This window comes from Bradyrhizobium erythrophlei (assembly GCF_900142985.1).
In the GTDB taxonomy this organism is placed as follows: Bacteria; Pseudomonadota; Alphaproteobacteria; order Rhizobiales; family Xanthobacteraceae; genus Bradyrhizobium; species Bradyrhizobium erythrophlei_B.
In genome coordinates, this window is record NZ_LT670849.1 from 1,253,963 (window position 1) to 1,280,943 (window position 26,981).

Here is a 26,981-nt window from a genome sequence, read left to right on the forward strand (position 1 = left end):
TCGCCGCCCGTGCTTTCTTGCTCTAGTGTCCCGCTTCCGAAGTTCGTCGCATTTTGCGGAGCCACGTTTCGAACTTCGGAATCGAAAGGACACTAGCAAACTTATTGATCTAGTGTGGCTTTGGTCCAGAAGCCCGCATGACGGACTCGCGGCAGTAATGATGCGGACTTCTGAACCGCCACACTAACCGGCCGGCACCATCACGACGCCCTTGTCCTTGGGCCAGCGTACGCGCCACGCAAACGCAATTTCCTTCGCGTCGCCAGGCGTCACTTCAACAGCCCATTCCAGGACGCCGCGCTTGTCGCGCACATTGGTCGTGGTCGGCGGCGTCGTCGCAGGCAGCATCTCGACCTGGATGTCATCGTTTTCGCTGACCGGAAGCTGATCCTCGACAGCGACCCGGATCGGGAAATCATGGCCGTTGCGAATGGCGGTCTTGAACGCGCGCTCGTCGGTCTTCGAGGTCGTGACGATCAGGCCGGTGGATCCTTCGTTGCGCTTGACGACGGAACGCACGATCTTGACCTTGTCGTCGGCGCCAAACCCCAGTCGTACCTTTTCCTCCTTGCCGGCTGCCGCCATCTGGCCGCGGCCGACGAACACGCCGTCGCGGTAGATCGAGATCCGGCCCGGCAACAACGGCGCATCCTCGCCCTGGATAAAACTCGCCTCGAGAAACGCGGTCGGATCAATCACCGGAACCGAACGCACCACGAGATCGGGCGAGATCGTCGCGTCGGAAATATAGACGCTCTTGGCACCCTCGCTGGCGCCGACGCTGACGCGGCCCGGAATCCTGAACACGACCTGGAAGCCGCTGACTTCAGCCACGGCTTTTTTCTCAACGGCCTGATCGGCGAACAGACTCTGTTCCTTGGCGACGTGCGGCTGCAAGGACCGCGCGCCTGCCGGAACGCTTGAAGGGGCCGCCGCCTGGGCAACGAGCGGATACTGCACGACCAGCGGATTTAGTTCGGGCGCCTTGCCGCCGAGCGCGGTGCGCACCGTCGAAACGCTCAGCGCAACATCCGGCCAATCCTCTCCGGTTGCTTGCGTGATTTCGGCACGGCGCACCAGTTCAAGCGCGGGCTTGCGATCCTTCGCGCCGGTGTCGAGGCGGGCATCGTAGAGCGCAGTCCAGCGCGCGGCCGGCACGGTGTAGGTCACATGCAGCATGGCTTTGGCCGGCGCGTTGGCCGCGAGGCCGATTTTGACCTCAAGCTTGCTCGGCGGTCGGGTTGCGCGATCCTGTTCCAGACGGGCAATTTCCCGATCGATGTCGCGCTGCCGGCGCTGAGCTTCGCGGATAGCGGCATTCGCCGCAGCGACCTCGTCCGCGACCGCCGCAAATGCCGCGCGCCAGTCAGCCAGCGGCCTCGCCTCGCCCTTCTCGCCAATTCCCGCGGGCGAGGTTTCGGCGAAGCGCTCGGCGAATTTTCGGCGCGCCGTGGCGGCCGCAATCGCGCCGTCGAGATCGGCACGTTCATCCTTCAGCGTCTCGATACGCTTGTCGAGTTCAGGCAGATTGACCGGCGGCGCCGCGCGGGGCGAGCGGGTGTCAATCGCGCCGATGGTGAGGCCGGCATTGGCCTCGCCTTCCACCCGCAACGACGACGGGTCGAGCTTGAGCGGAAAGTCCTTCAGCACAAGCGTGGTGTCGCCGGCGGGCAGTTCGACCGTAACGACACGGGTGACACTGGCGCCGTCGGGATAAACGGTGACGGCATCAACCGCCGATGCTGCCTCGATATCGGCGGCCTCGACCCGCGCCGCGGCAAACGCCGTCAACACGATGATGCTGGTCATAACGACACGATTTACGACAAAGCCCATGATCTTCTCCTGCAAAGCCTGTGGCGCACAGCCGGTCGGATGACGTCACGACTCGTGATGAGACGCGGCAGGGAAGGAACTGGTTCGATTGGGGTTTCCGTGCGGCACGACGGCGGCGAGAACGCGGCACACGCCTGCGGCAAATTGCGTCACGCCAACAGCAGGCGACGAAGCGATCCAATCAGTCCTTCGACTTATTGGATTGCTTCGCACACGCGCGGAAAAGAGGCGCGACCTAGAACGCGAGCACCTTGGCCTGCTTCACCTGCGGCAACGCCTTGATCTTGGTGAGCACGTCTTCCGGCACCGCGCCGTCAATCTCGACCAGCGCGATGGCATCGCCGCCCTGCTTGACGCGGCCAAGATGGAAGGTCGCAATGTTGATCCTGGCGTCGCCGAGCAGGCCGGCAAAATGGCCGATGAATCCCGGCTTGTCCTCGTTGGTGATATAGATCATCGACTTGCCGAATTCGGCGTCGACCCGGATGCCCTTGATGTCGACCAGCCGTGGTTTGCCGTCGTGATAGACCGTGCCCGACACCGAGCGCTCCTGCCGCTCGGTGGCGACCTTCACGGTAATCAGGCTTTCGTAATCGCTTTGCGCGGTGCGGACGATTTCATCGACCGCCATGCCACGCTCCTTGGCGACGACTGGCGCCGAAACGACATTGATCGCGCCGAGCATCGGGCGCAACAGGCCGGCAAGCACGGCCGAGGTCAGCGCCTTGATCTTCATCTCGGCAACATGCCCCTCATAGGTGATTTCAACCTTGGCGATGCCGGTCTCGGTGAGCTGACCCGCAAACGAGCCGAGTTTTTCGGCGAGTTCGATGAACGGCTTCAGCTTGGGCGCCTCTTCCGCCGTGATCGACGGGAAATTCACGGCATTCGAGATCGCACCATGCAACAGATAGTCGGACATCTGTTCGGCGATCTGCAGCGCGACGTTCTCCTGCGCTTCGGTGGTGGCAGCGCCGAGATGCGGGGTGCAGATCACGTTGGGATGGCCGAACAGCACGTTCGACGTCGCCGGCTCCTCGACGAAAACGTCGAAGGCCGCGCCCGCCACCTGCTTGGAATTCAGCGCATCGACCAGCGCCTGCTCGTCGACCAGACCGCCGCGGGCGCAGTTGATGATGCGCACACCCTTCTTGGTCTTCGCAAGGGCAGTCGCATCGATGATATTTTTCGTCTTGTCGGTCAGCGGCGTATGCAGCGTGATGAAGTCGGCACGCTTGAGCAGTTCGTCCAGATCGACCTTCTCCACGCCGATGTCCCTGGCGCGCTCGGGCGACAGGAACGGGTCGAACGCGATCACCTTCATGCGAAGCCCCAGCGCGCGGTCGGCAACGATGGAGCCGATATTGCCGCAACCGACCACACCCAGCGTCTTGCCGGTAATTTCGACGCCCATGAAGCGGTTCTTTTCCCATTTTCCCGCTTGCGTCGACGCATCGGCCTGCGGAATTTCGCGCGCGAGCGCCAGCATCAGGGTGATCGCATGTTCGGCGGTCGTGATCGAATTGCCGAACGGCGTATTCATCACGATGATACCCTTGGCGGTGGCCGCAGGAATTTCCACATTATCGACGCCGATGCCGGCACGCCCGATCACCTTCAGCTTTGAGGCCTTCTCGATGATCTTGGCGGTCGCCTTGGTGGCGGAGCGGATCGCAAGGCCGTCATAGTCGCCGATGATGGCGGCGAGCTTCTCCTTGTCCTTGCCGAGGTTGGGCTGGAAGTCGACCTCGACGCCGCGGTCCTTGAATATCTGCACCGCGGCCGGCGACAGCGCGTCGGAAATGAGCACTTTCGGTTTTGTCATGGGTGTGACCTTCGAATATCGAGGATGCTTTCCCGGCCGAAGCGCCGCTTGGCGCGAAGAGCCGGGATCCATACTCTGAAACGGTGGTTATGGGTCCCGGCTCGCGCTACGCTTGGCCGGGACAACAGATGCAAGAGAACTACGCCGCCTTGGCCAACTGCGCCCTGGTCTCGGCGAAAGCCCAGTCGATCCACTGGGTGAGCAACGCAACATCGCTCGCCTCGATCGTGGCGCCGCACCAGATGCGCAAACCCGCCGGCGCATCGCGATGGCCCGCAAAGTCGTAACCGGCGCCTTCCTTTTCGACCAGACCGACCATCTTCTTGATGAAGTCGATCTGCGCATCGGTCGAAAGCGAAGCAACCGCGGGATCGGTCACCTTCATGCACACCGAGGTGTTGGAGCGGATGGCGGGTGTCGCGGCGAGGAAATCGATCCAGGGCGTCTTCGCCTGCCAATCCTCGAGCACCTTGAGATTCTTGTCCGCGCGCGCCATCAGCGCCTTGAGACCGCCGACCGATTTGCCCCAGTTCAATGCATCGAGATAGTCCTCAACGCACAGCATCGACGGCGTATTGATGGTCTCGCCGACAAAGATGCCTTCGTTGAGCTTGCCACCCTTGGTCATGCGGAAGATCTTCGGCAACGGCCACGCCGGCTTGTAGGTCTCGAGCCGTTCGACGGCGCGGGGCGAAAGCACCAGCATGCCATGGCCGGCCTCGCCGCCCAGCGCCTTCTGCCAGGAGAACGTCACGACATCGAGCTTGGGCCAGTCGAGCGGCTGCGCAAACGCCGCCGATGTGGCGTCGCAGATCGTAAGACCCTCGCGCCTGGCGCTGATCCAGTCGGCGTTGGGCACGCGCACGCCCGAGGTCGTGCCGTTCCAGGTGAAGATGATGTCGGAGGCCGGGTCGACCTTGGAAAGATCGGGAATATCGCCGTAGCCCACGGCAAGCTTGGTCACGTCTTTCAGCTTCAGTTGGTTGAGGATGTCGCTGGTCCAGCCCTCACCGAAGGATTCCCAGGAAAGCGCGGTGACAGGCCGCGCGCCGAGCAGCGACCACAGCGCCATTTCGACCGCGCCAGTGTCGGAAGCCGGCACGATGCCGATCCGGTAATCGGCAGGCACCCCAAGCACATCGCGCGTCAGGTCGATCGCGCGCTTGAGCTTCTCCTTGCCGATTTTCGCACGATGCGAACGGCCGAGAGCGGCGTCTTTCAGATTTTGCGGGGTCCAGCCGGGGCGCTTGGCGCAAGGGCCGGAAGAAAAATGCGGCACGAGTGGCCGCGAAGCGGGCTTCGCTACAGTCATGATCTACCCTTCCAGATAGCAAGCCTCCCGTTGGGGGGAGGTGTCCCGCCGTCGTGGATAGGGGAATCGCCCCAAATCGTCAAGAAACTTCGAGCCAGATTCCGAAGTTCGTGCGCTACTCAGTGTGGCGCAGGAACTTTAACGGGCGGCGCGGGCTCCGTGTCCGCAGGCTCGGGCTCGGCGGCCGGCTGCAGCTGCGCGTTGAGCAATTCTGCTGCATCGGTCACGAGTTGCGCGGCGCGGCGGCGGCTTCCAACTTTCAGAATGCTCTGCTCATCGGCCTGCACGACATAGTCGTCACCGATCCGGACAATGGAATAGCTCTTCATCTGACATCCCCAAGTTAGCGTGCGCCGGACAGACGCCAACTGACACGGATCGTTCCCCGGCAAAATTCCTGATGACGGGATTAGTTTATCGCGCGTTAAGGGGAAAGAACGGCGAAACGTGTTTTGCAGCATCCGCAAAGGTGCGTTCATGCTGGGGTCGAAACTGCGGCAAAAGATAAGCGCGATTCCGGCGCGGTAATCAGCGCCGAGCCGTCAGATTTCTACCGGCTTCAGAATTTGTAGCCGAGACCGGCGCGCACGGTGTTGATGTTGGTGTCGACCGTAGTTGCCAAACGGACATATTCCCACTCAGCGCGCATGAAAAGCCCAGCATAGAGGTTGATATCGATGCCGAGGCCCATGGCGTAGCCGAAGACGAAATGGCCATTGGCATTGTCGGGCAAGCTTTGCGTTAGCCTAAGGTTTGGCAGAGTAGGCGGCGGGGTGCCTACGAAATTTTCGGTGATGTCGACGGAAGCGACACGGTCGATATTGGCCTGCCCCAGGCCTACCCCGCGAACGCATAAGGCAAGAAGCTGCTGAAAGCGTAGCCGGCGCGGACACGGAGTGAGCCGAAATCCGTCACGTTCATCGACGAGCTCGATGACGCCGTGGCCGTCGAAAAATAGTTGGTGGGGAAGTTGAATGACCGTGTCTGCGAGCCACTCGACGACCCCAGGAGATTGCCGTGGGCATAACTCAGCTCGACGCCGACCAGTACGTCAGTCCACTGAAGATTATAGCCCAGATAGCCGCCGAAGGCGCTGTTGCGCGCATGAGAGGTGCCATTCAGCGGCCATTGGGAAATATTGAACTGCTGTTGCAGGTCGACATTGTTCAACAGCTTGGCGAGCAGGTCCTGACTCGAATTGGTGAAGTCCATGTCGGCGACGCCGTAGGCTGCCTGGCCGCCGATATAAAAACCCGCCCAGTTGACCGTCGGCGCTGGCGACGATGAGAGACTTCCACGAAGGAAGTCCGGCATGTCGGCCGCCTGTGCGTGCGCCGCCATTCCGAACATCGCGATCGCCAACAGCGCTCTACGCATCGAACCACTCCCATTCGCACCTGAACTCTGGCTCGATCATCGCTCGTTAACCTTAATCAATCGTTGTCGCGCCGGCTTTCTCTGCGTGATCTTCCGCAAAAAGCGAGATCAACTTTGCGCTGACGCCTCCCCCTCAGGTCGCGATCGTGCATTCGGGAAAAACAAAACGGCGCGGGAAACATCCCGCGCCGTTAAGAAGAGTTAACTGAGTTCAGTTCGATCAGCCCTTGGTGACGAGCGGCGGCACATAGGCCGGCGGGCTGTCGAGGTTCCAGCGCACGCCGAGCTTCACGTCATGCGAGGTGATGTTGTGGAACTGGAAGACGTGGCCGCCGACGGAGTTGTCAAACGCGCTGTCGACGCCGGTGGTGCCGTTGCCAAGATTGACGTAGCTGTAGCCGAGTTCGACCGCCATGTTCGGGTTGACCTTGTAGGCGAGACCGGCGTGCAGCGCCCAGGCGAAGTTCCACTGCGAACCGTTCGCGGCCGTGACCAGGCTCGGAGTCGCGCCAGCGCCGCTGTTGTTGATGCCCGTGTCGGTGAAGTTCGAGATCGCCACGCGCGCAGTACCGATGCCGGCGCCAACGTAAGGCGTGATGCACCACCAGGTGCCGAGGTCGGCATAGGCGTTGGCGAGGAACAGCCATTCGGACTTGCTGGCATTGTAGGTGTCGGCGCCGAAGCCGCCGGGGAAGCCGATCAGATCGAGCCCGTGGAAGTTGGTGCTGCCACGATACTCGCCGGTCACGTCGACGCGGAACCAGTGATTGAACTGATAGCCGGCACCGATCTGATAGATGCCGCCGGTATCAAAGCCGGTCTTTTCCTGGAACGAGGTCAGGCCGGTATAGAGCGCGGCGTTGGTGTTTCGGATGTTGTCGACGCGCTGGTTGCTGAAGCCGATATCGCCGCGCAGATACCATCCGCCGAAATCGGCGGCAGGGGGCGGGCCATAGGACATCGGCGGGGGCGCGATGGCCATATCCGCGGCGAACGCCATCGATGACAATAAAGATGCCGCGCCGGCGACAACGAAAATTTTCACACTACGCATTGGTTTCGTCCTTTTGGCCGGTGAGGCAGACGGCCCCACATCAAAACTCACGTCGGGACGATGGCACTAAATGTTTAAGCGCCGCTTAACCCTAATTTTTAAGGTTGATTTTTCGCGAACAAAATTGTCGCCGAAAGTTTCTCTGCCCCAAAACAGGCGATGGCGGCCACAATCACTAACGAATGCTTGCTGCGTTCCGCGCGCGTGAGCGAAATGTTAACGCGTATTTTGCTTCATCTTCGGCAGGAACACCGCGAGCAATCCGATCGCCGGCAGAAACGAACAGACCTGATAGACGAAGGTGATGCTGGTGTGGTCGGCAAGCTTGCCGAGCGCAGCCGCGCCGAGGCCGCCGACGCCAAACGCGACGCCAAAGAACACGCCGGAGATCATGCCGAACCGGTGCGGCACCAGTTCCTGCGCGAACACGATGATCGACGAGGTGGTCGAGGAAATGATGAGGCCGATGAAAACGGTCAACACCGCACTCGCCTCAAGCCCGGCGTAAGGCAGCGCCAGCGTGAACGGCAACGCGCCGACGATCGAGAACCAGATCACGATCTTGCGGCCGAAACGATCCCCTAACGGACCACCAAAGAACGCGCCGACCGCGTTAGCAGCCAGGAAGACGAAGAGATAGAGCTGCGCGGCTTGCGTCGAGACGCCGAAACGGTCGATCAGATAGAAGATGTAGTAGCTCGACAGGCTCGAGACGTAGAGCTGCTTCGACAGCAGCAACACGACCAGAACCAGGATCGCAATCGTGACGCCGCGCGAGCTCGGCGCATCAGGATGGCGCTCGGCGACTGAGGTCTTCTTCGCCCTGATCTGCGGGCGGTACCATTGGCCGATACGCCACAACACGACGATCGCGAGAAAGGCGATCGTCGAGAACCAGGCGATCGAGGGCTGGCCGAACGGAACGACGATCAACGCCGCAAGCACCGGCCCCATCGCGGTGCCGAAGCTGCCGCCGAGCTGAAACACCGATTGCGCAAATCCATACCGGCCGCCGGAAGCGAGCCGCGCAATGCGCGCCGACTCCGGATGGAACACCGCGGAGCCGAGACCGATCAGCGCGGCCGCGATCAGGATCACCGTGTACCGGTGCGCGACGCTGAGCAGCAACAGGCCAAAGAAGGTCGAGGACATGCCGATCGCAAGCGAGAACGGCTGCGCCTTCTTGTCGGTGAAATGACCGACCAGCGGCTGCAGCAGCGAGGCCGTGAACTGGAACGCCAGCGTGATCAGTCCGATCTGCGCGAAATCCAGCGCGTAGTTGTCCTTCAGGATCGGATACACGGATGCGATCAGGGACTGCATGGTGTCGTTGAGGAAGTGCGAGAAGCTGATGCCGGCGAGAACGACATAAGCGGGCCCCGCGACGCTCGCCTGCAGCGCAGGCGAAGCGGCGTCGACGATTACCGGCTCGGTCAGGGTTTCCTCGGAGACGACAACAGGCTTGTTCAACGACTCATTCCCGGAGACATCAATGCGGCGTGTACTGCGCAGTTCCTACGACGGCACCGTCGCATGCACCACCGCCATTAGAAAATGGCTGCGATGCACGTGGAGAATTCTGAATGAGACACTAGCGCATCACGCCGAAAAACCGACGTGCTGCGCAGCGTCCGGGGAACGCTTTGACTGCGAGGCGTTACGCCGCGGCTTGGCCGAGCGCGGAAACGATGTGATCGACCACTTCCTCGACCAGCCGGCGATCATCGCCCTCGCCCATCACGCGGATCACGGGCTCGGTGCCCGATGAACGCACCAGGAGCCGGCCGTGGCCGTTGAGGCGCTTCTCGCCGGCGTCGATCGCGGATTTGACGTCGGCATTGTCGAGCGGCTTGCCGGAACGGTAGCGCACGTTCTTGAGAATCTGCGGCAGCGGATCGAAACGGCGGCAGACTTCCGACACCGGCCGGCGAAGTTTTTGCACCACCGCCAGCACCTGAAGCGCCGCGACGAAGCCGTCGCCGGTCGTGGCGTAATCCGACAGGATGATATGGCCGGAGGGTTCGCCGCCGAGATTGTAGCCGCCGGCCAGCATCCGCTCGAGCACATAGCGATCGCCGACAGGCGTACGGAGGAGTTCGATGCCCTGCTCATTCAGGAAACGTTCGAGGCCGAGATTCGACATCACGGTGGCGACGATGCCGGGCTTGGCAAGCCGCCCGTCTTCCTTCCAGCTCTGCGCGATCACGGCGAGCAGCTGGTCGCCGTCGACCAGATGGCCGCGCTCGTCGACCAGGATCACGCGATCGGCGTCGCCGTCGAGCGCGATGCCGATATCGGCGCGCAGCTCGCGCACCTTGCGGCTCAGTGCTTCCGGCGCGGTCGAACCGCATTCCTTGTTGATGTTGAAGCCGTCGGGTTCGACGCCGATTGAAATAACGTCGGCGCCGAGCTCCCACAGCGCTTCCGGCACCACCTTGTAGGCCGCGCCGTTGGCGCAATCGACCACGACGCGCAGGCCTTCGAGCGAGAGTTCGCGCGGCAGTGTGCGCTTGGCGAATTCGATGTAGCGGTCATGCACGCCGTCGATGCGGCGGGCGCGCCCGAGGCTTGCGCTCTGCGCCAGGCGGCGGTCGAGCGATTCATCGAGCAACTGCTCGATCTGTTTCTCGACGTCGTCGGACAGTTTGAAGCCCTGCGGGCCAAACAGCTTGATACCGTTGTCTTCGAACAGGTTGTGGGATGCCGAAATCATCACGCCGAGATCGGCGCGCATCGACTTGGTGAGCATCGCGACCGCCGGCGTCGGCATCGGGCCGAGCAGGAGGACGTCCATGCCGACCGAGGTGAAGCCGGCGACCAGAGCGGTTTCGATCATGTAGCCGGAAAGCCGGGTGTCCTTGCCGATGACGACGCGATGGCGGTGCTCGCCGCGCTGAAACACCAGCCCGGCCGCCTGCCCTACCTTGAGCGCAAGCTCAGGCGTGATCAGGCCATTGGCGAGCCCGCGAATCCCGTCCGTCCCGAAATATTTACGGCTCATGCAACCCCCAGCGTCGCCCGCACCTTACTCAAGGCCATTTGCCGAGTGCCGGGCGTCAGCCCCATGCTAACGTGGGTGCCTTATAATGCCTCGCCCGCTAAAATGAGTTCAAAAAATATGATGAATGATTTCCGGCCCGGTTCCCAGCCCCGAACTTAAGTCATTGAAAACACAAAATATTACCTTGCGACGGCAAACGGGACAAGCTTTCAGCCCTTCCGCCTGACGCGACCATCCTCCCTGGAGGGCGCCGGCTGGGTGGCACTGACGGGGTCGGAACCCGGAAAGGTCTCCTCAAGCCCCTCTTCCAGTGCCTCTTCAAGTTTCTCGTCGCGCTGCTTCTTTCCGGGCTTCTTGGCGCCGGAGGACTTGGTGTGCGGTCCGGTCATGGGCAATGTCCTGCTTTATCTTGCGCTCGCGCCTCCCATGGTAGATGACAGGCGAAACGGCAAATACAATACAGGCTGGGGCCGGAATACGTCCATGAAACACATTACCTGCATCGAGGATCTGCGGCAGCGCCATATGCGGAAGGTGCCGAAGGCATTTTTCGACTATTGCGACCGCGGCTCCTATGCCGAGGAAACGCTGCGCGCCAACCGTGAAGACTTGCAGGCCATCAAGCTGCGCCAGCGCATCCTGGTCGACGTTTCAAAACGCGATACCGCGACGACCATTCTCGGCGAACCGGCGGCGCTGCCGCTGATTCTGGCGCCGGTCGGCCTGACCGGCATGCAGCACAGCGACGGCGAAATTCACGCCTGTCGCGCGGCGCATGCAGCCGGTATTCCCTACACGCTGAGCACGATGTCGATCTGCTCGATCGAGGACGTCGCCGCCAATGTCGACAAGCCGTTCTGGTTTCAGCTCTACGTCATGAAGGACCGCGGCTTCATCAAGGCGTTGATCGAACGCGCGATCGCCGCCAAATGCAGCGCGCTCGTGCTCACCGTCGATCTCCAGGTGATCGGGCAGCGCCACGCCGACATCAAGAACGGCATGACGGTGCCGCCGGAATGGTCGCTGTCGAAACTGGTCGATTTTGCTACCAAGCCGGCCTGGGTTGCCGGCGTGCTGCGTGGCAAGCGCCGCACCTTCGGCAATCTCGCCGGTCATCTCAAGGGCGCCGATGATGTCGTTGCCCTCGGCAACTGGATCTCGACGCAATTCGACACCACGCTGAACTGGAAGGATGTCGAATGGATCCGCAGCATCTGGCCGGGCAAGCTGGTGCTGAAGGGCATTCTCGACGTCGAGGATGCCAATGAGGCTGCCAAGACCGGCGCGCAGGCGCTCGTCGTGTCCAACCACGGCGGCCGCCAGCTCGACGGCGCGCCGTCATCGATCGCGGCACTGCCCGAAATCGTCGATGCGGTCGGCGACAAGATGGAAGTGATGTTCGACGGCGGCATCCGTTCGGGCCAGGACGTAGTGCGCGCCATCGCGCATGGCGCCAGGTCCTGCATGATCGGCCGCGCCTATATTCACGGCCTCGGTGCTTATGGCGGCCCCGGCGTCACCAAGGCGATCGACATCATCCGCGCCGAGCTGATGACCACCATGGGGCTGTGCGGCGTCAACACCATCGCCGAAATCGACGACCACGTGCTGGCGGTGTAGGCCGTCATTCCGGGATGGTGCGAAGCGAACAAAATTGAAAGTCAATTTTGCGCTGAGCACCAGACCCGGAATCTCGAGATCCCGGATTCGTCGCTGTCGCGACGCTCCGGGATGACGTTTTCGCCTACGCGAAAACGTCACATCGGCGGCGCAATGCCGTCGCGGCCGACGCCGATGCGGTTGGTCTCGAGCGAGCCGTCATCCTTCTTCACCGCACCGAAGATGATGATCTTGGCGCCCGGCTTGATCTCGGATTTTTCGCCGGTGACGAAAGCGACGACCGCCGTGTCCGGCGTCACCATGACCTTCTTCTCGCCGTCCTTGTACTTGACATCGATGACCTGACCGTCGGTACCGGTCACCTGTTGCGCGACCGTCGCGTTGGTCATCGTCGAGTTCGGACGCAGATCCCAGGCGCGGAATCCTTCAGCGGCGCCACGCATCGCTTCCGGGAAGATGTGGATCGCGATCGCCTTCTGGCTGCCGTCGGGTTGCGGCATGCCGGAGACGCCGATGTAACTGCCTTGCTTAATGTCCGACAGCGAGGTCTTGGCGATGCCGATGACCGTGATGTCGTCGGTGATGTTCACCTTCACATCGTTGCCCTCGCGGGTCTTGATGCCAAGCGTCTTGCCGTCGACGCTTTCGATGGTGCCGCGGATGCGGGTCGGTGTCGGCGGCTGTTGCGCCCAGGCGCTCGATGCCAGGACGGAGATGACGGCGAGCGACGCCAGAAGCGTGCTCGGCTGCCAGGAAGAAGCTTTCGGCATGATCTTTACCTCAACGGTTTGGGGCGAACGACAAAGGGGAATACCCCGCGACTGCGGGGTTATTCCGGGCGGCTGGTGTCCCCGCCCATTTACGCTGGATGGGCGGAAATCGTTACATCGGCGGCGTCAGCCCGTCGCGGCCGACGCTGATGCGGTTGGTCTCGAACGATCCGTCCGGCAACGGCTTGACGAACGCGATGATCCTGGCGCCGGCCTTGAGGTCGGCTTTTTCGCCGGGAACGTAAGTCACGACCGGCGTATCGGGACCGACGGTGACTTTTTTCTCGCCGTCCTTGTACTTGATCATCAAGGTCTGGCCGTCAGTGCCAGCCACCTGCTGCGCGACCGTCGCATTGGTCATGGTCGAGTTCGGCCGCAGATCGTAAGGCCGCGACCCCTCGCCGGTGCCGCGCATGTCTTCCGGGAAGACGTGCACCTCGACGGCATTCTGCTGGCCATCCGGGCCCGGCACCGTGGTGGTGCCGATGAACGAGCCGAGCTTGATATCGGCGAGCGCAATCTTGACGATTCCGACAACCTTCATGTCGGCGCTCATGTGCAGCTTGACATCCTCGCCGCTGCGCGACTTGACCATGATCAGATCGCCATCGACGCCTTCGATGGTGCCGCGCACCCGTGTCGGCGTCGGCGGCTGTTGCGCGATCGCGCCAAGAACGGAGGCAGCCACCATCGCGGCGGCAATCAGCGGACGGGCAAGCGTCGAACGGGACTTCAAACGGTACTTGGGCATATCGGGTCCTCCTCTTTACCCGACACCATAGCGATGGGTGCGGACGGTTCCATGATGGGCCCGCTCACAAGCTCGCGATCATTGACGGTTAAGCACCCCGCAAATCAGCCTCGACCAAGGCGCGCAGTTCGGCCGTCACCTCGGGCCGTTGACCGAACCAGAGTTCGAAACCGCGTACCGCCTGATGCAACAGCATGCCAAGTCCATCGGCCGTCTTCAGGCCCCGCGCCCGCGCGGCTTTCAAAAGCGCGGTCTCCAACGGCACATAGACGAGATCGGCCACGATCGCTTGCGGCGACAGCAGGCCCACATCGACATCGAGCGTCGGCTGGCCGTGCATGCCGAGCGAGGTCGTGTTAACCAGAAGGCCGGCGTGTGGCAGCACGTTGTTGACTTCATCCCACGAAATCGGCCGCACCGCCGCGCCGAACTGATCCGCGAGCGCCTGTGCACGCTCGTTGGTGCGGTTTGCCAGATGCACGCGCTTGATGCCGCGTTCGATCAGACCGAACACGACTGCGCGCGACGAGCCGCCGGCCCCTAACACCAGAGCCTGCTCGACTTTATCCCATCCGTTCGCGGACGCATCGAGATTGCCGACAAAACCTTCGATGTCGGTGTTGGTCGAACGCAGTTCATTGCCGTCGTACCACAGCGTGTTGGCGGCGCCGACGGCGCGCGCCCGCTCATCCGGCGTCGTCAGCGCCAGCGCGCGCTCCTTGTGCGGAATCGTGACGTTGGCGCCGACAAAGCCGTGCGCCGCGAGGCGCTGGACGAATTCCGCAAAGCCTTCCGGCGGGATCGCCTCGATGGTGTAGCCGCCCTCGATGCCGAGCTTGCGCAGCCAGTAATGATGGATCAGCGGCGAGCGCGAATGCGCCGCCGGCCATCCGAGCAGGCATGCCACGCGAGGTTTGTTGTTCGATGCCGTCATCACTCACTTCACATCGGGCAAGGCGGAGCTTGAGTCAATGCCGACGCTCAAACGCTGGCCGCAGCGGCAACCAGCGCCGACCCGGCGGCGAACGTCAGCTCGTCGCAAGAACGGTGGCCACTGACGCTTCACGCCCGCCTTTGATGTCGACAACAGCCCGCGCGATGGTCTCGCGGTAGGTGGCGCGCGAACGGGTAACGCCGTGGGTGAGGAGCGCACGCCGCACTGCCGGCGATGCGCCCGTGATGTAGAGCCGAATGCCCTGACGCGCAGCCTTGTTTGCCACCCTGCTCATCGCATTGGCCGCAGTGGAATCCAGAAACGGCACGTCCGCAAAATCGACGACAAACGCCTTGCTTGTGTCGGCGATCCCATCGAGCACCGCACCCACCGAGGAAGCGGCACCGAAGAAGAAGGCCCCGCTGATCCGGTACACCAGGATGTCGGGGTCGGCGGCGAGACGGGAATCATAGGGAACGCGATCGCCACCGGCGAAGTCGGCTCGATCGGCGGGCACCAGCGATGTATCGGCTTGTACCTCGGTCATCTCAGCCATGCGGTTAATGAACAGCGCCGCGCCAAGCGCAAATCCGACCAGAATGCCTTCGGTCAGATCGCGAAACACCGTGAGCAGGAAGGTCGCGAGAAGCACGATGGCATCACCGCGCGAGGAGCGGATCAGAAGCGCGAATTCGTGCTTCTCGGCCATGTTCCAGGCGACCACCGCGAGCACGGCCGCGAGCGCTGCCAGCGGAATGAAGCTCGCAAGCGGCGCAGCGACGAGCATAAACAGCAGCAGAAACATCGCGTGCAACATCCCGGAGAGCGGACCGCGCGCACCGGCGCGGACGTTGGTCGCGGTCCGCGCGATCGTGCCGGTGACGCAAATGCCGCCGAACAATGCCGAGCCGATATTGGCAAAGCCCTGCGCCACCAGTTCGCAATTGGATCGATGCCTGCGCCCGGTCATGCCGTCGGCCACGACAGCCGACAGCAGCGATTCGATGGCGCCGAGCAACGCAAAGGCGATTGCATCGGGCAGAACGGCCTGCGCCTTTGCAAGCGAGAACGCAGGCCACGAGGGAAGCGGCAATTGCCGGGGAATTCCGCCGAAGCGGGTGCCGATCGTCTCCACGGGAAGCGCCAATGCCCAGGTCGCCAGCGCCGCCGCGGCCACCGCGATCAAGATCCCCGGCCAGTTCGGCCGCAACCGGCGCAGGACGACGATGATGGCGATGCTGGCGGCAGCGACCGCGATTGCCGGAAAGCTGGCGGTAGGCAGCGCATGCGCCAGCGCCTCGAGTTTCGGGACGAATTCGCCCGGCTCTTTTCCTGCAAGCGTGATGCCGAGCAGGTCCTTGAGCTGGCTTGCCATGATGATGATGGCGATGCCGGAGGTGAATCCCACCGTGACCGGATAGGGAATGAACTTGATATAGGTGCCGAGCCGCAACAAGCCGGCCGCGATCAGGAACACCCCGGCCATGGCGGTCGCAAGCATCATGCCCTCGACACCGTGTCGCTCGACGGTCAGCGCTACCAGCACGATGAATGCGCCTGCGGGCCCGCCGATCTGAAACCGGCTGCCGCCGAGCAGCGACACGATGAAGCCACCTATGACGGCGGTGTACAGACCGCGGTCGGGCGTCACGCCGGAGGCAATGGCGATCGCCATCGACAGGGGAAGCGCGACGATCGCAACCGTCAGACCGGACATCACGTCGGCGCGAAAATCCGCGACGCCGTAGCCTTCACGCAGGACCGTGACCAGCTTCGGCACATAGAGTTCGGCGAAGGTCGGCTGACGCATTTGACCCGTTCGCCTGGCGACGATGCTCATATCCACTCGTTCCATTCCGATCGCACGATCGTTCGTGCGACGATGGCCAAGCAGGTCCTCGCCCGAACCTCGTGTCAGTTTCGGCGTGGCGGCCGCGGTTCCTTCAACCGCACGCCGCGTCCGCCGTCTTCGCTGCGCGCATGGTCTCCGATCAGTTCCACCCCGGCCTGGCTCAACGCGTCGACGACCTTGGTGAGGGATTCGACGACGCCGCGGACCGTGCCGACGCTCGCTTCCATCCGCTGGATGGTTGGCAGCGAAAGCCCGGCCAGGTCGGCAAGGGTTCGCTGGTCAATTCCCAAGAGCGCCCGAGCGGCCTTCATCTGGAACGACGTAATCATACGACCATATCTCAACAATTATAAATGATGTCTGAGATAATGAAAATGATGTAAAAAACATCATCTGGCAAGCAAAAAACTGACGCCAAAACAAATCCGCCGCCCCAGGGGAGCGGCGGATCGAAGTGGATAGATGCGGAAGGGCTTGGTCAGGCCGCGACGCGATGGGCGGCGATGATCTGGTCGGCCGCCTTGCCCGTTACCTCCGCCATGCGGTCGAACTGCCGGGTGAAACTGCCGGCACCGGCGGTCGCCGATCGCAGTTCCACGATCAGCTCGCCGATCTCGGCCTCCGGCATCGTGGCCCGGACACGGTCCCATCCCGCCCAGCCTTCGCGGGTGTCGAAGCCGAGAATTTGTCCGCGCCGTCCCGACAGGATGGCGTTGATCTTCGCCGTCGCATCGGTCGGACAAACAATTTCCACGACGTGGATCGGCTCCAGCAGCACCGGCTGGCATTGCGGCAACGCCTCGCTGACACCGATCCGCGCCGCGGTGCGGAACGCAAGGTCCGATGAATCCACGCTGTGGTAGGAGCCATCGGTCAACGTCACCGCAACGTCGATGACGGGAAAACCGAGCGGGCCACGCAGCAGGCCGTCGACGACGCCCTCCTCGACTGCCCCGATGTAGTTGCGCGGCACCGCGCCGCCGACAACCTTTTCGTGGAATTCGAAACCGCTGCCACGCGGCATCGGCTTGATATCGAGCACCACGTCGCCGAACTGGCCGTGGCCGCCGGACTGCTTCTTGTGCCGGCCGCGCTGCGTGATCGGCTTGCGGATGGTTTCCTGATAACCGATCGCAGGCGCGTGCGACTTGATGTTGACGCCAAAGCGGTCGCGCAGACGTTCGAGCGCGACGCGCAGATGCATCTCGCCCTGCCCCCACAATACGGTGTCGTGGGTGCGCGGGTTCTGCACCATGGTGAGCGACGGGTCCTCCTCGTTCAGGCGCAGCAAGGCCTGTCCGAGCTTGACGTCGTCCTTGCGGTCGGCAGCCGCCAGCGCGAGCGCCAGCACCGGCGACCACGGTTCGATATGGACCAACGCCTGTGGCGCGGTCTTGCCGCCCGCGAGCGTGTCGCCGGTCTTGACCGTGTCGAGCTTGCCGAGTGCCACCGTCTCGCCGGCTTCCGCAGATGCGCGCTTGTTTTCCTGACCGACATAAAGCGCCGAGACGCCCGACACCCGGCCGCTTTCGCCGGACGAAGCGTGAATGGTGGCGCCGTCGTCGAGACGTCCGGCGAGAATGCGCGCGAACGACAGCTTGCCGCCATGTTGAAGATGCACCGTCTTGAACACGTAAGCGAGCGCGTCTTTCGACGCCGTCGCGCCGAGCCGCTTCGAGGTCTCCGCGACGCCTGGCGCCTCATGCCGCAGCGCCTTCATCAGGCGCAGCACGCCGTTCTCGCGCGCGGCCGAACCGAGCAGCACCGGACAGATCTGGCCCTCGCGCAGTTCGCGGGCGAGATCGTCGAACACGGCATCGCGCGGCGGCGTGATGTCCTCGAGCAGTTGCTCCATCAGCGCATCGTCGTGATCGGCAAGCTTCTCCAGCATCGAGAAGCGCGCCTCCTTCTCGCGATCGAGGTTGCCGCCTTCCAGCGCCACGACTTCCGACGCCTTGTGCTCGCGATAGACGAAGGCGCGCTCCAGCGCCAGGTCGACAAAACCCTCGATCAAATCGCCGTTCCAGATCGGGATCTGGCGCAGCACCAGCGGGATTCGCGATGCCGGCTGCAAGGTCGAAAGTGTTTCGCGGATGCGCTTGTTGGCGCGATCGATCTTGTTGAGAAACAGAAAACGGGGAATGTTCAGCTCTTCGAACTCGCGCAGGATGATCTGAAGCTGCGGCAGTTTTTTCTCGTCGGCCTCGCAGACCACGACGGCGGCGTCGACCGCAGGGAGCACCGAACGCATGTCGTGGACGAATTCAACCGAACCCGGACAATCGATAAACGTGTAGCTGTCGCCCATGAAGCTGGTGGTGACCGCTGTCAGCGCGACACTCATCTTGTGGCGGCGGGCTTCTGCGCTTGAATCGCCGACGGACGTACCGCCGTCGACGCTGCCGGCACGCGTGGTTGCACCCGTGCGCGCCAATATCGCTTCTAAAAGTGTGGTTTTACCGCTTTGGAAAGGGCCCACCAGCGCGATGCACCGTGGACCTCGGGGACTTCTGACGTCTTGTCCCATTGCCGCCTCCTTTGTGGAGCTCGGCCCGTGATTGGGTCGGCAACGGTGTATGCTCTTCCTCCGTCAGAGATTTGGCAAGGAAGAAAATCGCTGCGGTGCATCGACCGAAGAATCGTTCCGCCGCCCCACCAGTCAGACTGGTGGCGAGGCGGCGGCGCGACAAATTATCTCTAGTTAGCGTCCCGGACGCAGTTCCAGGCTTTCCAGTCCGGCGGCGACGCTCAACCCAACCTGGCCTTGCAAGCTGAGCGGCTGCAACGCGATCGAATTGTTGGAGCCACCGACCAGAACGTTGCCGCCGGCACCGACGCCAATCGTGGCGCTGCCCTGCGCGCCGGCGTAGTTGCCGGAGATATCGCCCGGTCCGAGCTGCCGCGTCGGCGCGAACACGCCCCAGGCGAGCGCAGTCTCCGAGGTGATGCCGAGGTCGACGCCGACCTTGCGGATGGTCGCGACGTAACGGTCCTCCGGCACGCCGTCGATCCGCAGCACGCAGCCGAGATTGGTGACCGAGCCGACGATGAAGCCGATGCTGGCCCCGCCACGGCATTCGAGCACGCCGACCTGGACGCGCTCCTGGGCATTGGCGCCACCGAGCGACGCAGTCAGTGCGGCGGCGGCAACGCCGGCAAGGATGATGAGACGACGCATGAGGGAAATCTCCGACTAAAAGTGTGATGCGAGCCGAGAACGAACGCGCGCCTCGAGGGACAGGCCTAAAAGCCGAACGTCGGCTTTCTATGGCATATCTTCGGTAGCCGTTCCAGATTTTGCCGATTGGACAAGGTTAATTCCGGCTCGCGCGAGCCCCGCGCGAACCGGAAATCCCTTGAGCGTTAACTAACGCAGATTGCCGCAGAAGCGCTGGATGCGCTTGCAGGCGTCTTCGAGGTCGGAGGTCTTGGTGGCGTAGGAGATGCGGAACGCAGGGCCCAGGCCGAATGCCGATCCCTGCACCACCGCCACGCCCTCGCTTTCCAGAAGCTCGGTGACGAAGTCCTGGTCGTCGGCGAGAACCTTGCCCGACGGCGCGGTCTTGCCGATGGTGCCGGCGCAGGACGGATAGACGTAGAAGGCGCCTTCCGGCCGCGGACAGTCGATGCCCTTGGCCTGGTTGAGCATGGAGACCACGAGGTCACGCCGCTCCTTGAACACCTTGTTGTTCGCGGGAATGAAATCCTGCGGACCGTTCAGCGCCTCGACCGCAGCCCATTGCGCAATCGACGACGGGTTCGACGTCGACTGCGACTGGATGGTCGACATCGCCTTGATCAGCGGCGTCGGCCCGCCGGCGTAGCCGATGCGCCAGCCCGTCATGCAATAGGCCTTGGAGACGCCGTTCACGGTCAGCGTGCGGTCAAAGAGTTTCGGTTCGATCTGTGCCGGCGTGGTGAACACGAAGTCGTCGTAGACGAGGTGCTCGTACATGTCGTCGGTCATCACCCAGACCTGCGGATGCTTGACCAGCACGTCGGTGATCGCCTTGAGCTCGTTGCGAGTATAGGCCGCACCGGTCGGGTTCGACGGCGAGTTGAGGATGATCCACTTGGTTTTCGCTGTGATCGCCTTCTCAAGCGCTTCGGGCTGCAGCTTGAAACCATGCTCCGCCGTGCAGACGACTGGGACCGACTCGCCGCCAGCGAGCGCCACCATTTCCGGATAGCTCACCCAGTACGGCGCGGGGATGATCACCTCGTCGCCCGGATTGATGGTCGCCATCAGCGCGTTGTAGAGCACCTGCTTGCCGCCGGTGCCGACGATGATCTGGTTCGGCTTGTACGACAGGCCGTTCTCGCGCTCGAACTTGGCTGATATCGCCTGCTTGAGCTCCGGAATGCCGTCGACGGCGGTGTACTTGGTCTTGCCGGCCTCGATCGCATGGATCGCCGCAAGCTTGATGTTGGCGGGCGTGTCGAAGTCAGGCTCGCCAGCACCAAGGCCGATCACGTTGCGTCCCGCCGCTTTCAGCTCGCGCGCTTTATCCGTGACCGCGATGGTCGCGGACGGCTTCACGCGGTCGAGGGCAGCGGACAGGAAAGGCATCATGATCTCCCGGCAAACGTCGTGTGTTGAAAACAACACGACTCGATGTGAATGGATACGCAGCAACACTGAAAGGATGACAGAGTCGCAGCGTCGGACACACTAAGACCAGGCCCGGATCATCGCAAGAAGCTTCGGCAAAGACTTGCAAACTTTAGAGATCGTTAAAGCGCAACCGCTAGCCTGCCATGCGCAACATTCATAAAATTCCGCGGCAAAATGGCTCATTTCTGGCAAGGCCTGCGATCCGGCGAGTGGCTGACGGCCGAGCGCATGCGCGGTTACAGCATGATCCTGCTCGGCTTGTGCATTGTCGCGACCGTGGGCTGGATCGCCCTCTCGGACAGCTTCATCGACCGCAACGGCAAACCCATCGGCACCGATTTCTCGAGCTTCTATGCCGCCGGCTCACTGGCGCTTGAGGGCCATGCGGCCGAGGCCTATACGCCCACCGCGCACTATGCCCGCGAGCAGCGGCTGTTCGGCGAAAAGACGCCTTATTACAGCTGGAACTATCCGCCGGTGTTCCTCCTCGTCGTCACGCCGCTGGCGGCGCTCCCCTATCCGCTCGCGCTGGGCCTGTTTCAGCTGGCGGGCCTTGGGCTCTACTTTCTGGTCATCGCGGCGATCCTCGCGCCGGCGCGACGGCGCGATCCCGTCTTCGCGCGGAACTGGCTGCCGGTGGCGGCGGCCTTTCCTGCGGTCTTCATCAATCTCGGCCATGGTCAGAACGGCTTTCTGACCGCTGGCCTCCTGGGCGCCGCTCTGGTGACCTTGGAGCGGCCCATGCTCTCGGGCCTGTGTATCGGTCTGCTTTGCTACAAGCCGCAATTTGCGCTCGTGATCCCCGTTGCGCTGCTTGTCGCCGGCTGCTGGCGTGTGATCGCGTCCGCAGCGCTGACCGTGGCCGCGCTGGTTGCCGTGTCCTCGTTCTGCTTCGGCATCGACAGCTGGACAGCATTCCTGGCCTCAACCGAAACGTCGCGCAAGGTGCTGCTCGAGCAAGGCAGCGTCGGCTTCGAAAGATTGCAAAGCGCGTTTGCGGCGGTGCGGCTCTGGGGCGGCAGCGTGCCGTTGAGCTATGCCGTACAGGGCGCGGTGTCGGCGCTGGCCGTCGTGGCAACCGCGTGGGCCTGGCGCGTGTCGGACAACCGCGCGCTCAAGGCCGCGCTGCTCGTGACCGCGACCGCGCTCACCTCCCCACACATGCTGGATTACGATCTCGTCGTGCTGGCGCCGGCGCTCGCTTTCCTGACGCTGGTCATGCAGCAAGACGGCGCGCGCGATTACGATAAAAGTTTGATGGCCCTGATCTGGATCACGCCACTGATGGCGCGCAGCGCCGCCGACCTGTTCGGCATCCCGCTTGGCCTTCTCGCGATGCTCGCTTTGTTCGTGATGGTCCTGCGCCGCCTGCGCCAGCAGCGCGACAACGTCGCCAGTGGAGTGGATTTGACATTCGCTAACCCGTAGCCGCGCATTCGCGATGCGGATGTTAGAATCGGACCATCAGGTCGTTTCGACTATCGCAAGTGCGGCTATCGCAAGTGTGATCTGATTTGTTGCGCCGTGTTGGAAAGTTGTTGTCCAACGCTGCAGTGCAGTAGAGGTTTTTGATCTATTCCAGTTTCAACCCTTGCGGCGCCTTCGCATCGGCATCATTGTTTGGCCAAGTTGCGGGTGGACAAGCCGCCCGCACGAACTGGTCGAACTGTTTTCGCAATGTACAAACTCTATTCCATGCAGCGGTCCGGGAACAGCTACAAGGTGCGCCTGGCCCTTGCGTTGCTGAATGCGCCCTATCGCGCCGTCGAGATCGATATCCTGCGCGGCGAGAGCCGCACGCCGGACTTTCTCGCGAAGAATCCGAGTGGACAGGTTCCGCTGCTCGAAGTCGCCGAAGGCCGCTACCTCGCCGAATCCAACGCCATCCTCTGGTACGTTGCGCGTGGAACGCCGCTTGCGCCGGAGTCGCCGATCGAGCGGGCCGAAGCCTTGCAATGGATGTTCTTCGAACAGCACGCGCTGGAGCCTAATATCGGCGCGGCCTATTTCTGGCTCGCGCTGGTGAAGGGTGGCCGCGACCTGCAGACACATGCGCTGGAGGACTGGATGGAGCGCGGCTACGCCGCGCTTCAGGTGATGGAAAATCACCTCAAGACCCACGACTACTTCGCAGCCGGCCAGTTCACCATCGCCGACATCGCGCTCTACGGTTACACCCACGTCGCCGACCAGTGCGACTACGACCTTTCGACCTTCCCGTCCGTTCGCGCCTGGCTGAAGCGTATCGAGCAAGTCCCCGGATTTGTGCCGATGGGCTGGCAACCGGCTAGTGGAGCGGATTTGGCGTTTGTCGCGGACCTGGCCACAGGCTCGTAGAAAAAGCGGGGACGAATTGCCGGGATAATGGGTACAACGGCGTTTTCGCCCCGATTTTGCCGCTTTTGGAGCGGTCTCGCCCCAATCTCGCCAGCGAAAATTGTCACAAACCATTCAACGCGGGTGATTCGCCCGCGAGGGCGAGATTTTGGCCCGCTTTGAGATCTTAAGGATTTGGACCCATGAACCGGTCTTCAGGCGCGGCGGGCTTTAGCTGCCCGGCGGTTGCCGTGGCATCAACCGGACTGAGGGACGCGGTTGCGGCCTCGCTGGTAATTGCCTCGCTGTCGCTTTGCCTGATCGTCACCCTCACGGTGCTATCGAACAAGCTCGGCGCGGGATTGCCGCTGCCGGCATAGGCCGATTTCATTTCATCAAGCCATTTTGTTCTGTGCAGGCTTTGTAGGCTTACGCGATGATCAGCATCGCGATCGGGTGACGATGAAGAGTCCTACCGCACTGGTTACGGCGGCGCTTGTGACGGCAATCCTGGTGGCGGCGTCGTGTCTGATTGCCGCCGGGACGCGCGGCGAGGATGCGCCACGTCCCCCCGTGAGTGTGCCTCACGACCATTCGTGAAAGATGAAGTACGCGCCGAGCGCGATAAAACCGAATCCCAATCCGTGATTCCAGCCGAGCGGCTGCTTCAGATAGAGCACCGAGAAGCCGGCGAACACGATCAGCGTGATCACTTCCTGGATCGTCTTGAGCTGCGCGGCGCTATAGACCGCGCTACCCCAGCGATTGGCCGGCACCGCCAGCCAGTATTCGAAGAAGGCAATTCCCCAGCTCACAAGGATAACCGCAGGAAGCCAGTGGTCCTTGTATTTGAGATGCCCATACCAGGCGAACGTCATGAAAATATTGGATCCGAACAACATCAATATCGGCAAGACTGCCGGCGGCACGGTGGGCATGTACATCCTTTCGGGGTTTAACGGTCTGACTTGAAACCGGACGAGATCGGCAAGTCCTAACCGTCCGAAGCGAGCGTGGGTTCCAGTGTCCCGATTCCGAAGTTCGTATTATTTCGCGGCGCCACGTTTACGAACTTCGGAATCGAAAGGACACTGGAAAGTATTGATCTAGTGCGGCTCTGGTTCGGAAGTCCGCATGACGGACGTGCGGCAGCAATGATGCGGACTTCCGAACCGCCGCACTAATCAATCGGTAGCATTCGATGCAAAAAGACCGAACAGTTGTACGGAAACAATCGACGGCTTTTTAGGGTTAGCCCAAGATCCCTCGCTGACATCCAGGTATAATCCATCAAACTGGCGGCATCATTGTTGTGTGCAAATGATGCAGCTTGACTGGCGCGCCATCCTCGGACCGGCCCTCACCCTCGCGACGGCATCGACCGCGCTCGCTGCCAATCATCTCTTGTCCCATGTTCCGAACCCGGCGCCGCTGTTCGTCTGCATCGTGGCGCTCGCCGGCTCGTTCTCGGGCCTTGGTTCGAGCCTTGTCAGCGCGGTGCTGGCGCTGGTTGCGTCCGCGCTGTTTTTCTCGGGCCACGGCGTTCCGGTCGGACTCGCCGCTCCGGAAATCACCCGCCTCTCGATGCTTGCGGTCGCTGTCGTCGGCACGGCAATCCTGACCGGGCTGTTGCGAAAGCGGCTGGTCGACACGCTGGTCGGGGAGCGCCACCACCATGCCACGTCCGAGCGGCTTTCGGCGGCGCTCGATCAGGTCGATATCGGCATCGTGCTTCTGGATTCCGACACCCGCGCCGAATTCATCAACCGTGCGTTCCGCCAGTACTTTGCGTTGTCCGACGAAAAGGCCGACAGCAAGCCGCCTTTCATCGCGCTGATGTATCACGGCCGCGACACCGGCGCCTATGAAATGCCGGAAGACGAATTGAGCACCTTCATCGCGCAGCGCACCGAAATGATGCGCGTGGGCGACTCGACGCCGATCAACATCAACCTCAGCGACGGTCAGGTGCTTCGCTTCAGCTGCACGGCGTTGCCGGACGGCGGACGAATGCTGAGCTACACGCCGGTCACCGAGCTTGTTCGCCGCACCGACGACCCCGCCTATGCCGAGTACTATCGGTTGATGCGCAAAAATACCTTGCGCGGTCCGTTTCAGAATCTTCGGGCGGCCGAATAACGATGACGCCAAAACCGGATTGATCGTTTCGCCATTGCGGCTCAAGTCGGCAGATATCCCCTCCTCGCGGCGTGCCTTACTTGCCATTGTCGATCATGTTCGTTTGCATCGGCGCGCTATCTGCACCATCGGCGACGTCCGCGACCTCCCATCCTCCCCCGAGCGCGCGATAAAGATTGACCAGATCTGTTGCGATCTGCGTGTCGCTGTCGGAAAGGTCGTTCTCGCTCTGAAGTAACTGGGCTTGTGTCGCGGTGACATCCAGAAAGTTGGTCGCCCCTTCCGAGTAACGCTGCCTTGCGGCTTGCAGCGCGGTCTGATTTTCCGCAACCGAGCGGGCGATCTCGATACGCCGGCGCTGCGCTTCGCGATAGTCCGTCAGGGCGTCGTCGACTTCCTTCCAGGCGCGCAACACCGTTTCCTGGAAGAAGATAGCCGCTTCCCGCTGTCGTGCCTCGCTCAGAGCCAGGGCGCCGCGCAACCGACCGCCTTCGAAGATCGGAATCGAGAACGAAGGTCCCACCGCAAATGCGGTCGACGTCGGTGTAAACAGATTAGCAAGGTGCAGGCTTTCGAGGCTCGCGGCTCCGTTCAACGTCACGTCAGGATAGAAGTTCGCCACCGCGACACCCGTCTGCGCCGTGGCTTCGTGCAGCCGCGCCTCCGCCTCACGCACGTCCGGGCGGCGGCGTATACTCGTCCCGGGCATGCCTACGGGAACCCTGCGTGGAACGCGCGGAATGATCCGGGGGCGGCGCAACTCGGCCTCGAGCGCGCGCGGAGCCTCACCGAGCAGCAGTCCGACGGCATTGATAAGTTTGGCTTCACGAGCCCGCAGCGGTGGCACGGTTGCGGCGATCGTGGCCTGCTGGGCCCGGGCTTGTGCCATGTCGAGCGTCGTGGCGACGCCGTTGCGGAAACGCGTGTTCACAAGCTCCACATTCTCTTCGGCGAGGCCGAGATTGCGTTTCGCGATCCCAAGGCGGTTCTGTGTCCCGCGCAACAGCATGTAACTTTGTGTCAGCTCAGCGACGGTCGCGAGCGCAACACCGTGCCGGTTCTCCACCGCCGCCAAGGCATTGGCGTCCGCAGCTTCCACCGCCCGACGAACGCGGCCGAACAGGTCCAACTGCCATGATGACGTCAAGCCATCATGAAACAGGCCGTAGTCCAAAGGTGCGCCGGGTGCGGGCGTGAGCAAAGAGAGCGTGCCATTCGGACTCTGCCGATTATAAGTGGCCGATGATTGCCCTTCGATATGCGGCAGTGCCTGAGAAACCGCGACCTGGCGCTGCGCTACGCTCTGGATTACGCGCTCGGCCGCCGTCTTGAGGTCGAGGTTCTGGGCTGCCGCCCGTTCGACGAGTGATGATAGTTCGACGTCGCGGAAGCTCTTCCACCAGGCGATGTCGACCGCCCCTCGAACGGTTCGGCTGGGCACGCCTTCTCCATCCGGCGCCGGCCGTCTGTATTCTTCTCTCACCTCGGGGCTCTGATAGTCCGGACCTACGGTGCAACCGATCAGCCCGACGGCTAGTGTCGGACCCGAGAGACATCTCGCGAGACGTAAGACACGCAC

Annotated in this window: 25 protein-coding genes; 5 read left to right on the forward strand and 20 right to left on the reverse strand. The window is 62.5% G+C overall.

The window, feature by feature from the left end; all coding sequences use genetic code 11:
• Nucleotides 1–183: 183 nt before the first annotated feature.
• The 10 genes from BUA38_RS05805 to BUA38_RS05845 all read right to left on the reverse strand — a co-directional run bounded on the left by BUA38_RS05805 (nt 184) and on the right by BUA38_RS05845 (nt 10,794).
• Nucleotides 184–1,836 (reverse strand): mucoidy inhibitor MuiA family protein, encoded by a 1,653-nt coding sequence (locus tag BUA38_RS05805; RefSeq protein ID WP_072817103.1) that lies wholly within the window; start codon nt 1,834–1,836, stop codon nt 184–186.
• Between the two features lie 235 nt (nt 1,837–2,071).
• Nucleotides 2,072–3,661 carry a phosphoglycerate dehydrogenase gene (gene serA, locus BUA38_RS05810; RefSeq protein ID WP_072825861.1) on the reverse strand — a complete coding sequence of 530 codons (1,590 nt, stop codon included), beginning with the start codon at nt 3,659–3,661 and terminating at the stop codon, nt 2,072–2,074.
• A 139-nt stretch (nt 3,662–3,800) separates the two neighbouring features.
• Nucleotides 3,801–4,973 carry a phosphoserine transaminase gene (locus tag BUA38_RS05815; RefSeq protein ID WP_072817104.1) on the reverse strand — a complete coding sequence of 391 codons (1,173 nt, stop codon included), beginning with the start codon at nt 4,971–4,973 and terminating at the stop codon, nt 3,801–3,803.
• Nucleotides 4,974–5,092: 119 nt separating this feature from the next.
• Nucleotides 5,093–5,302, reverse strand: coding sequence for a hypothetical protein (locus tag BUA38_RS05820; RefSeq protein WP_072817105.1), 210 nt, complete (start codon nt 5,300–5,302; stop codon nt 5,093–5,095).
• 230 nt (nt 5,303–5,532) lie between these two features.
• Nucleotides 5,533–5,706, reverse strand: coding sequence for a hypothetical protein (locus tag BUA38_RS38595; protein WP_338076337.1), 174 nt, complete (start codon nt 5,704–5,706; stop codon nt 5,533–5,535).
• 104 nt (nt 5,707–5,810) lie between these two features.
• Entirely contained in the window at nt 5,811–6,350 is a 540-nt protein-coding gene (locus tag BUA38_RS05825; protein ID WP_338076338.1) for a hypothetical protein, read from the reverse strand.
• A gap of 220 nt (nt 6,351–6,570) precedes the next feature.
• The gene (locus BUA38_RS05830; protein WP_072817106.1) at nt 6,571–7,404 is read right to left on the reverse strand and encodes an outer membrane protein; all 834 of its coding nucleotides are present in this window, start codon (nt 7,402–7,404) and stop codon (nt 6,571–6,573) included.
• Between the two features lie 216 nt (nt 7,405–7,620).
• Nucleotides 7,621–8,874 (reverse strand): MFS transporter, encoded by a 1,254-nt coding sequence (locus BUA38_RS05835; protein WP_072817107.1) that lies wholly within the window; start codon nt 8,872–8,874, stop codon nt 7,621–7,623.
• Nucleotides 8,875–9,061: 187 nt separating this feature from the next.
• Nucleotides 9,062–10,405, reverse strand: a complete 1,344-nt coding sequence (gene glmM, locus BUA38_RS05840) for a phosphoglucosamine mutase (RefSeq protein WP_072817108.1) — start codon at nt 10,403–10,405, stop codon at nt 9,062–9,064.
• 209 nt (nt 10,406–10,614) lie between these two features.
• Nucleotides 10,615–10,794, reverse strand: coding sequence for a hypothetical protein (locus BUA38_RS05845; RefSeq protein ID WP_072817109.1), 180 nt, complete (start codon nt 10,792–10,794; stop codon nt 10,615–10,617).
• A 94-nt stretch (nt 10,795–10,888) separates the two neighbouring features.
• On the opposite strand from BUA38_RS05845, the gene BUA38_RS05850 reads away from it, so the two are divergent.
• Nucleotides 10,889–12,025 (forward strand): alpha-hydroxy acid oxidase, encoded by a 1,137-nt coding sequence (locus tag BUA38_RS05850; protein ID WP_072825862.1) that lies wholly within the window; start codon nt 10,889–10,891, stop codon nt 12,023–12,025.
• Between the two features lie 137 nt (nt 12,026–12,162).
• On the opposite strand, the gene BUA38_RS05855 is transcribed toward BUA38_RS05850, so the two are convergent.
• From BUA38_RS05855 to BUA38_RS05890, 8 genes are all read right to left on the reverse strand, one after another.
• Nucleotides 12,163–12,795 carry a hypothetical protein gene (locus tag BUA38_RS05855; RefSeq protein WP_072817110.1) on the reverse strand — a complete coding sequence of 211 codons (633 nt, stop codon included), beginning with the start codon at nt 12,793–12,795 and terminating at the stop codon, nt 12,163–12,165.
• 112 nt (nt 12,796–12,907) lie between these two features.
• A complete protein-coding gene (locus tag BUA38_RS05860) occupies nt 12,908–13,486 on the reverse strand; it encodes a hypothetical protein (RefSeq protein WP_072825863.1) in 579 nt (192 codons plus the stop codon).
• A gap of 148 nt (nt 13,487–13,634) precedes the next feature.
• Complete coding sequence (locus BUA38_RS05865; protein ID WP_072817111.1) at nt 13,635–14,480, reverse strand: shikimate dehydrogenase; 846 nt, start codon at nt 14,478–14,480, stop codon at nt 13,635–13,637.
• A gap of 94 nt (nt 14,481–14,574) precedes the next feature.
• On the reverse strand, nt 14,575–16,320 hold the full coding sequence (locus BUA38_RS05870; protein WP_072817112.1) for a SulP family inorganic anion transporter: 1,746 nt from the start codon (nt 16,318–16,320) through the stop codon (nt 14,575–14,577).
• A 74-nt stretch (nt 16,321–16,394) separates the two neighbouring features.
• A complete protein-coding gene (locus tag BUA38_RS05875) occupies nt 16,395–16,661 on the reverse strand; it encodes a helix-turn-helix domain-containing protein (RefSeq protein ID WP_072817113.1) in 267 nt (88 codons plus the stop codon).
• A 149-nt stretch (nt 16,662–16,810) separates the two neighbouring features.
• A complete protein-coding gene (locus tag BUA38_RS05880) occupies nt 16,811–18,859 on the reverse strand; it encodes an elongation factor G (RefSeq protein WP_072817114.1) in 2,049 nt (682 codons plus the stop codon).
• Between the two features lie 174 nt (nt 18,860–19,033).
• On the reverse strand, nt 19,034–19,510 hold the full coding sequence (locus BUA38_RS05885; RefSeq protein WP_072817115.1) for a DUF992 domain-containing protein: 477 nt from the start codon (nt 19,508–19,510) through the stop codon (nt 19,034–19,036).
• A gap of 189 nt (nt 19,511–19,699) precedes the next feature.
• A complete protein-coding gene (locus BUA38_RS05890) occupies nt 19,700–20,902 on the reverse strand; it encodes a pyridoxal phosphate-dependent aminotransferase (protein WP_072825864.1) in 1,203 nt (400 codons plus the stop codon).
• Nucleotides 20,903–21,121: 219 nt separating this feature from the next.
• Between BUA38_RS05890 and BUA38_RS05895 the strand changes: the two genes are divergently transcribed.
• The 3 genes from BUA38_RS05895 (at nt 21,122) to BUA38_RS37480 (ending at nt 23,643) form a co-directional block, all read left to right on the forward strand.
• Nucleotides 21,122–22,375 carry a glycosyltransferase family 87 protein gene (locus BUA38_RS05895; protein ID WP_072817116.1) on the forward strand — a complete coding sequence of 418 codons (1,254 nt, stop codon included), beginning with the start codon at nt 21,122–21,124 and terminating at the stop codon, nt 22,373–22,375.
• 249 nt (nt 22,376–22,624) lie between these two features.
• On the forward strand, nt 22,625–23,284 hold the full coding sequence (locus BUA38_RS05900; protein WP_072817117.1) for a glutathione S-transferase family protein: 660 nt from the start codon (nt 22,625–22,627) through the stop codon (nt 23,282–23,284).
• Between the two features lie 182 nt (nt 23,285–23,466).
• Nucleotides 23,467–23,643: a hypothetical protein gene (locus tag BUA38_RS37480; RefSeq protein WP_172805987.1), complete on the forward strand. Its 177-nt coding sequence runs from the start codon at nt 23,467–23,469 to the stop codon at nt 23,641–23,643.
• Nucleotides 23,644–23,847: 204 nt separating this feature from the next.
• Here the strand turns inward: BUA38_RS37480 and BUA38_RS05905 are convergent, their stop codons facing one another.
• Nucleotides 23,848–24,141, reverse strand: coding sequence for a DMT family protein (locus BUA38_RS05905; protein ID WP_244553201.1), 294 nt, complete (start codon nt 24,139–24,141; stop codon nt 23,848–23,850).
• Nucleotides 24,142–24,586: 445 nt separating this feature from the next.
• Here BUA38_RS05905 and BUA38_RS05910 point away from each other — a divergent pair, with 445 nt between their 5' ends.
• Nucleotides 24,587–25,402 (forward strand): PAS-domain containing protein, encoded by an 816-nt coding sequence (locus tag BUA38_RS05910; protein WP_072825866.1) that lies wholly within the window; start codon nt 24,587–24,589, stop codon nt 25,400–25,402.
• Nucleotides 25,403–25,478: 76 nt separating this feature from the next.
• On the opposite strand, the gene BUA38_RS05915 is transcribed toward BUA38_RS05910, so the two are convergent.
• Complete coding sequence (locus tag BUA38_RS05915) at nt 25,479–26,981, reverse strand: efflux transporter outer membrane subunit (protein ID WP_072817118.1); 1,503 nt, start codon at nt 26,979–26,981, stop codon at nt 25,479–25,481.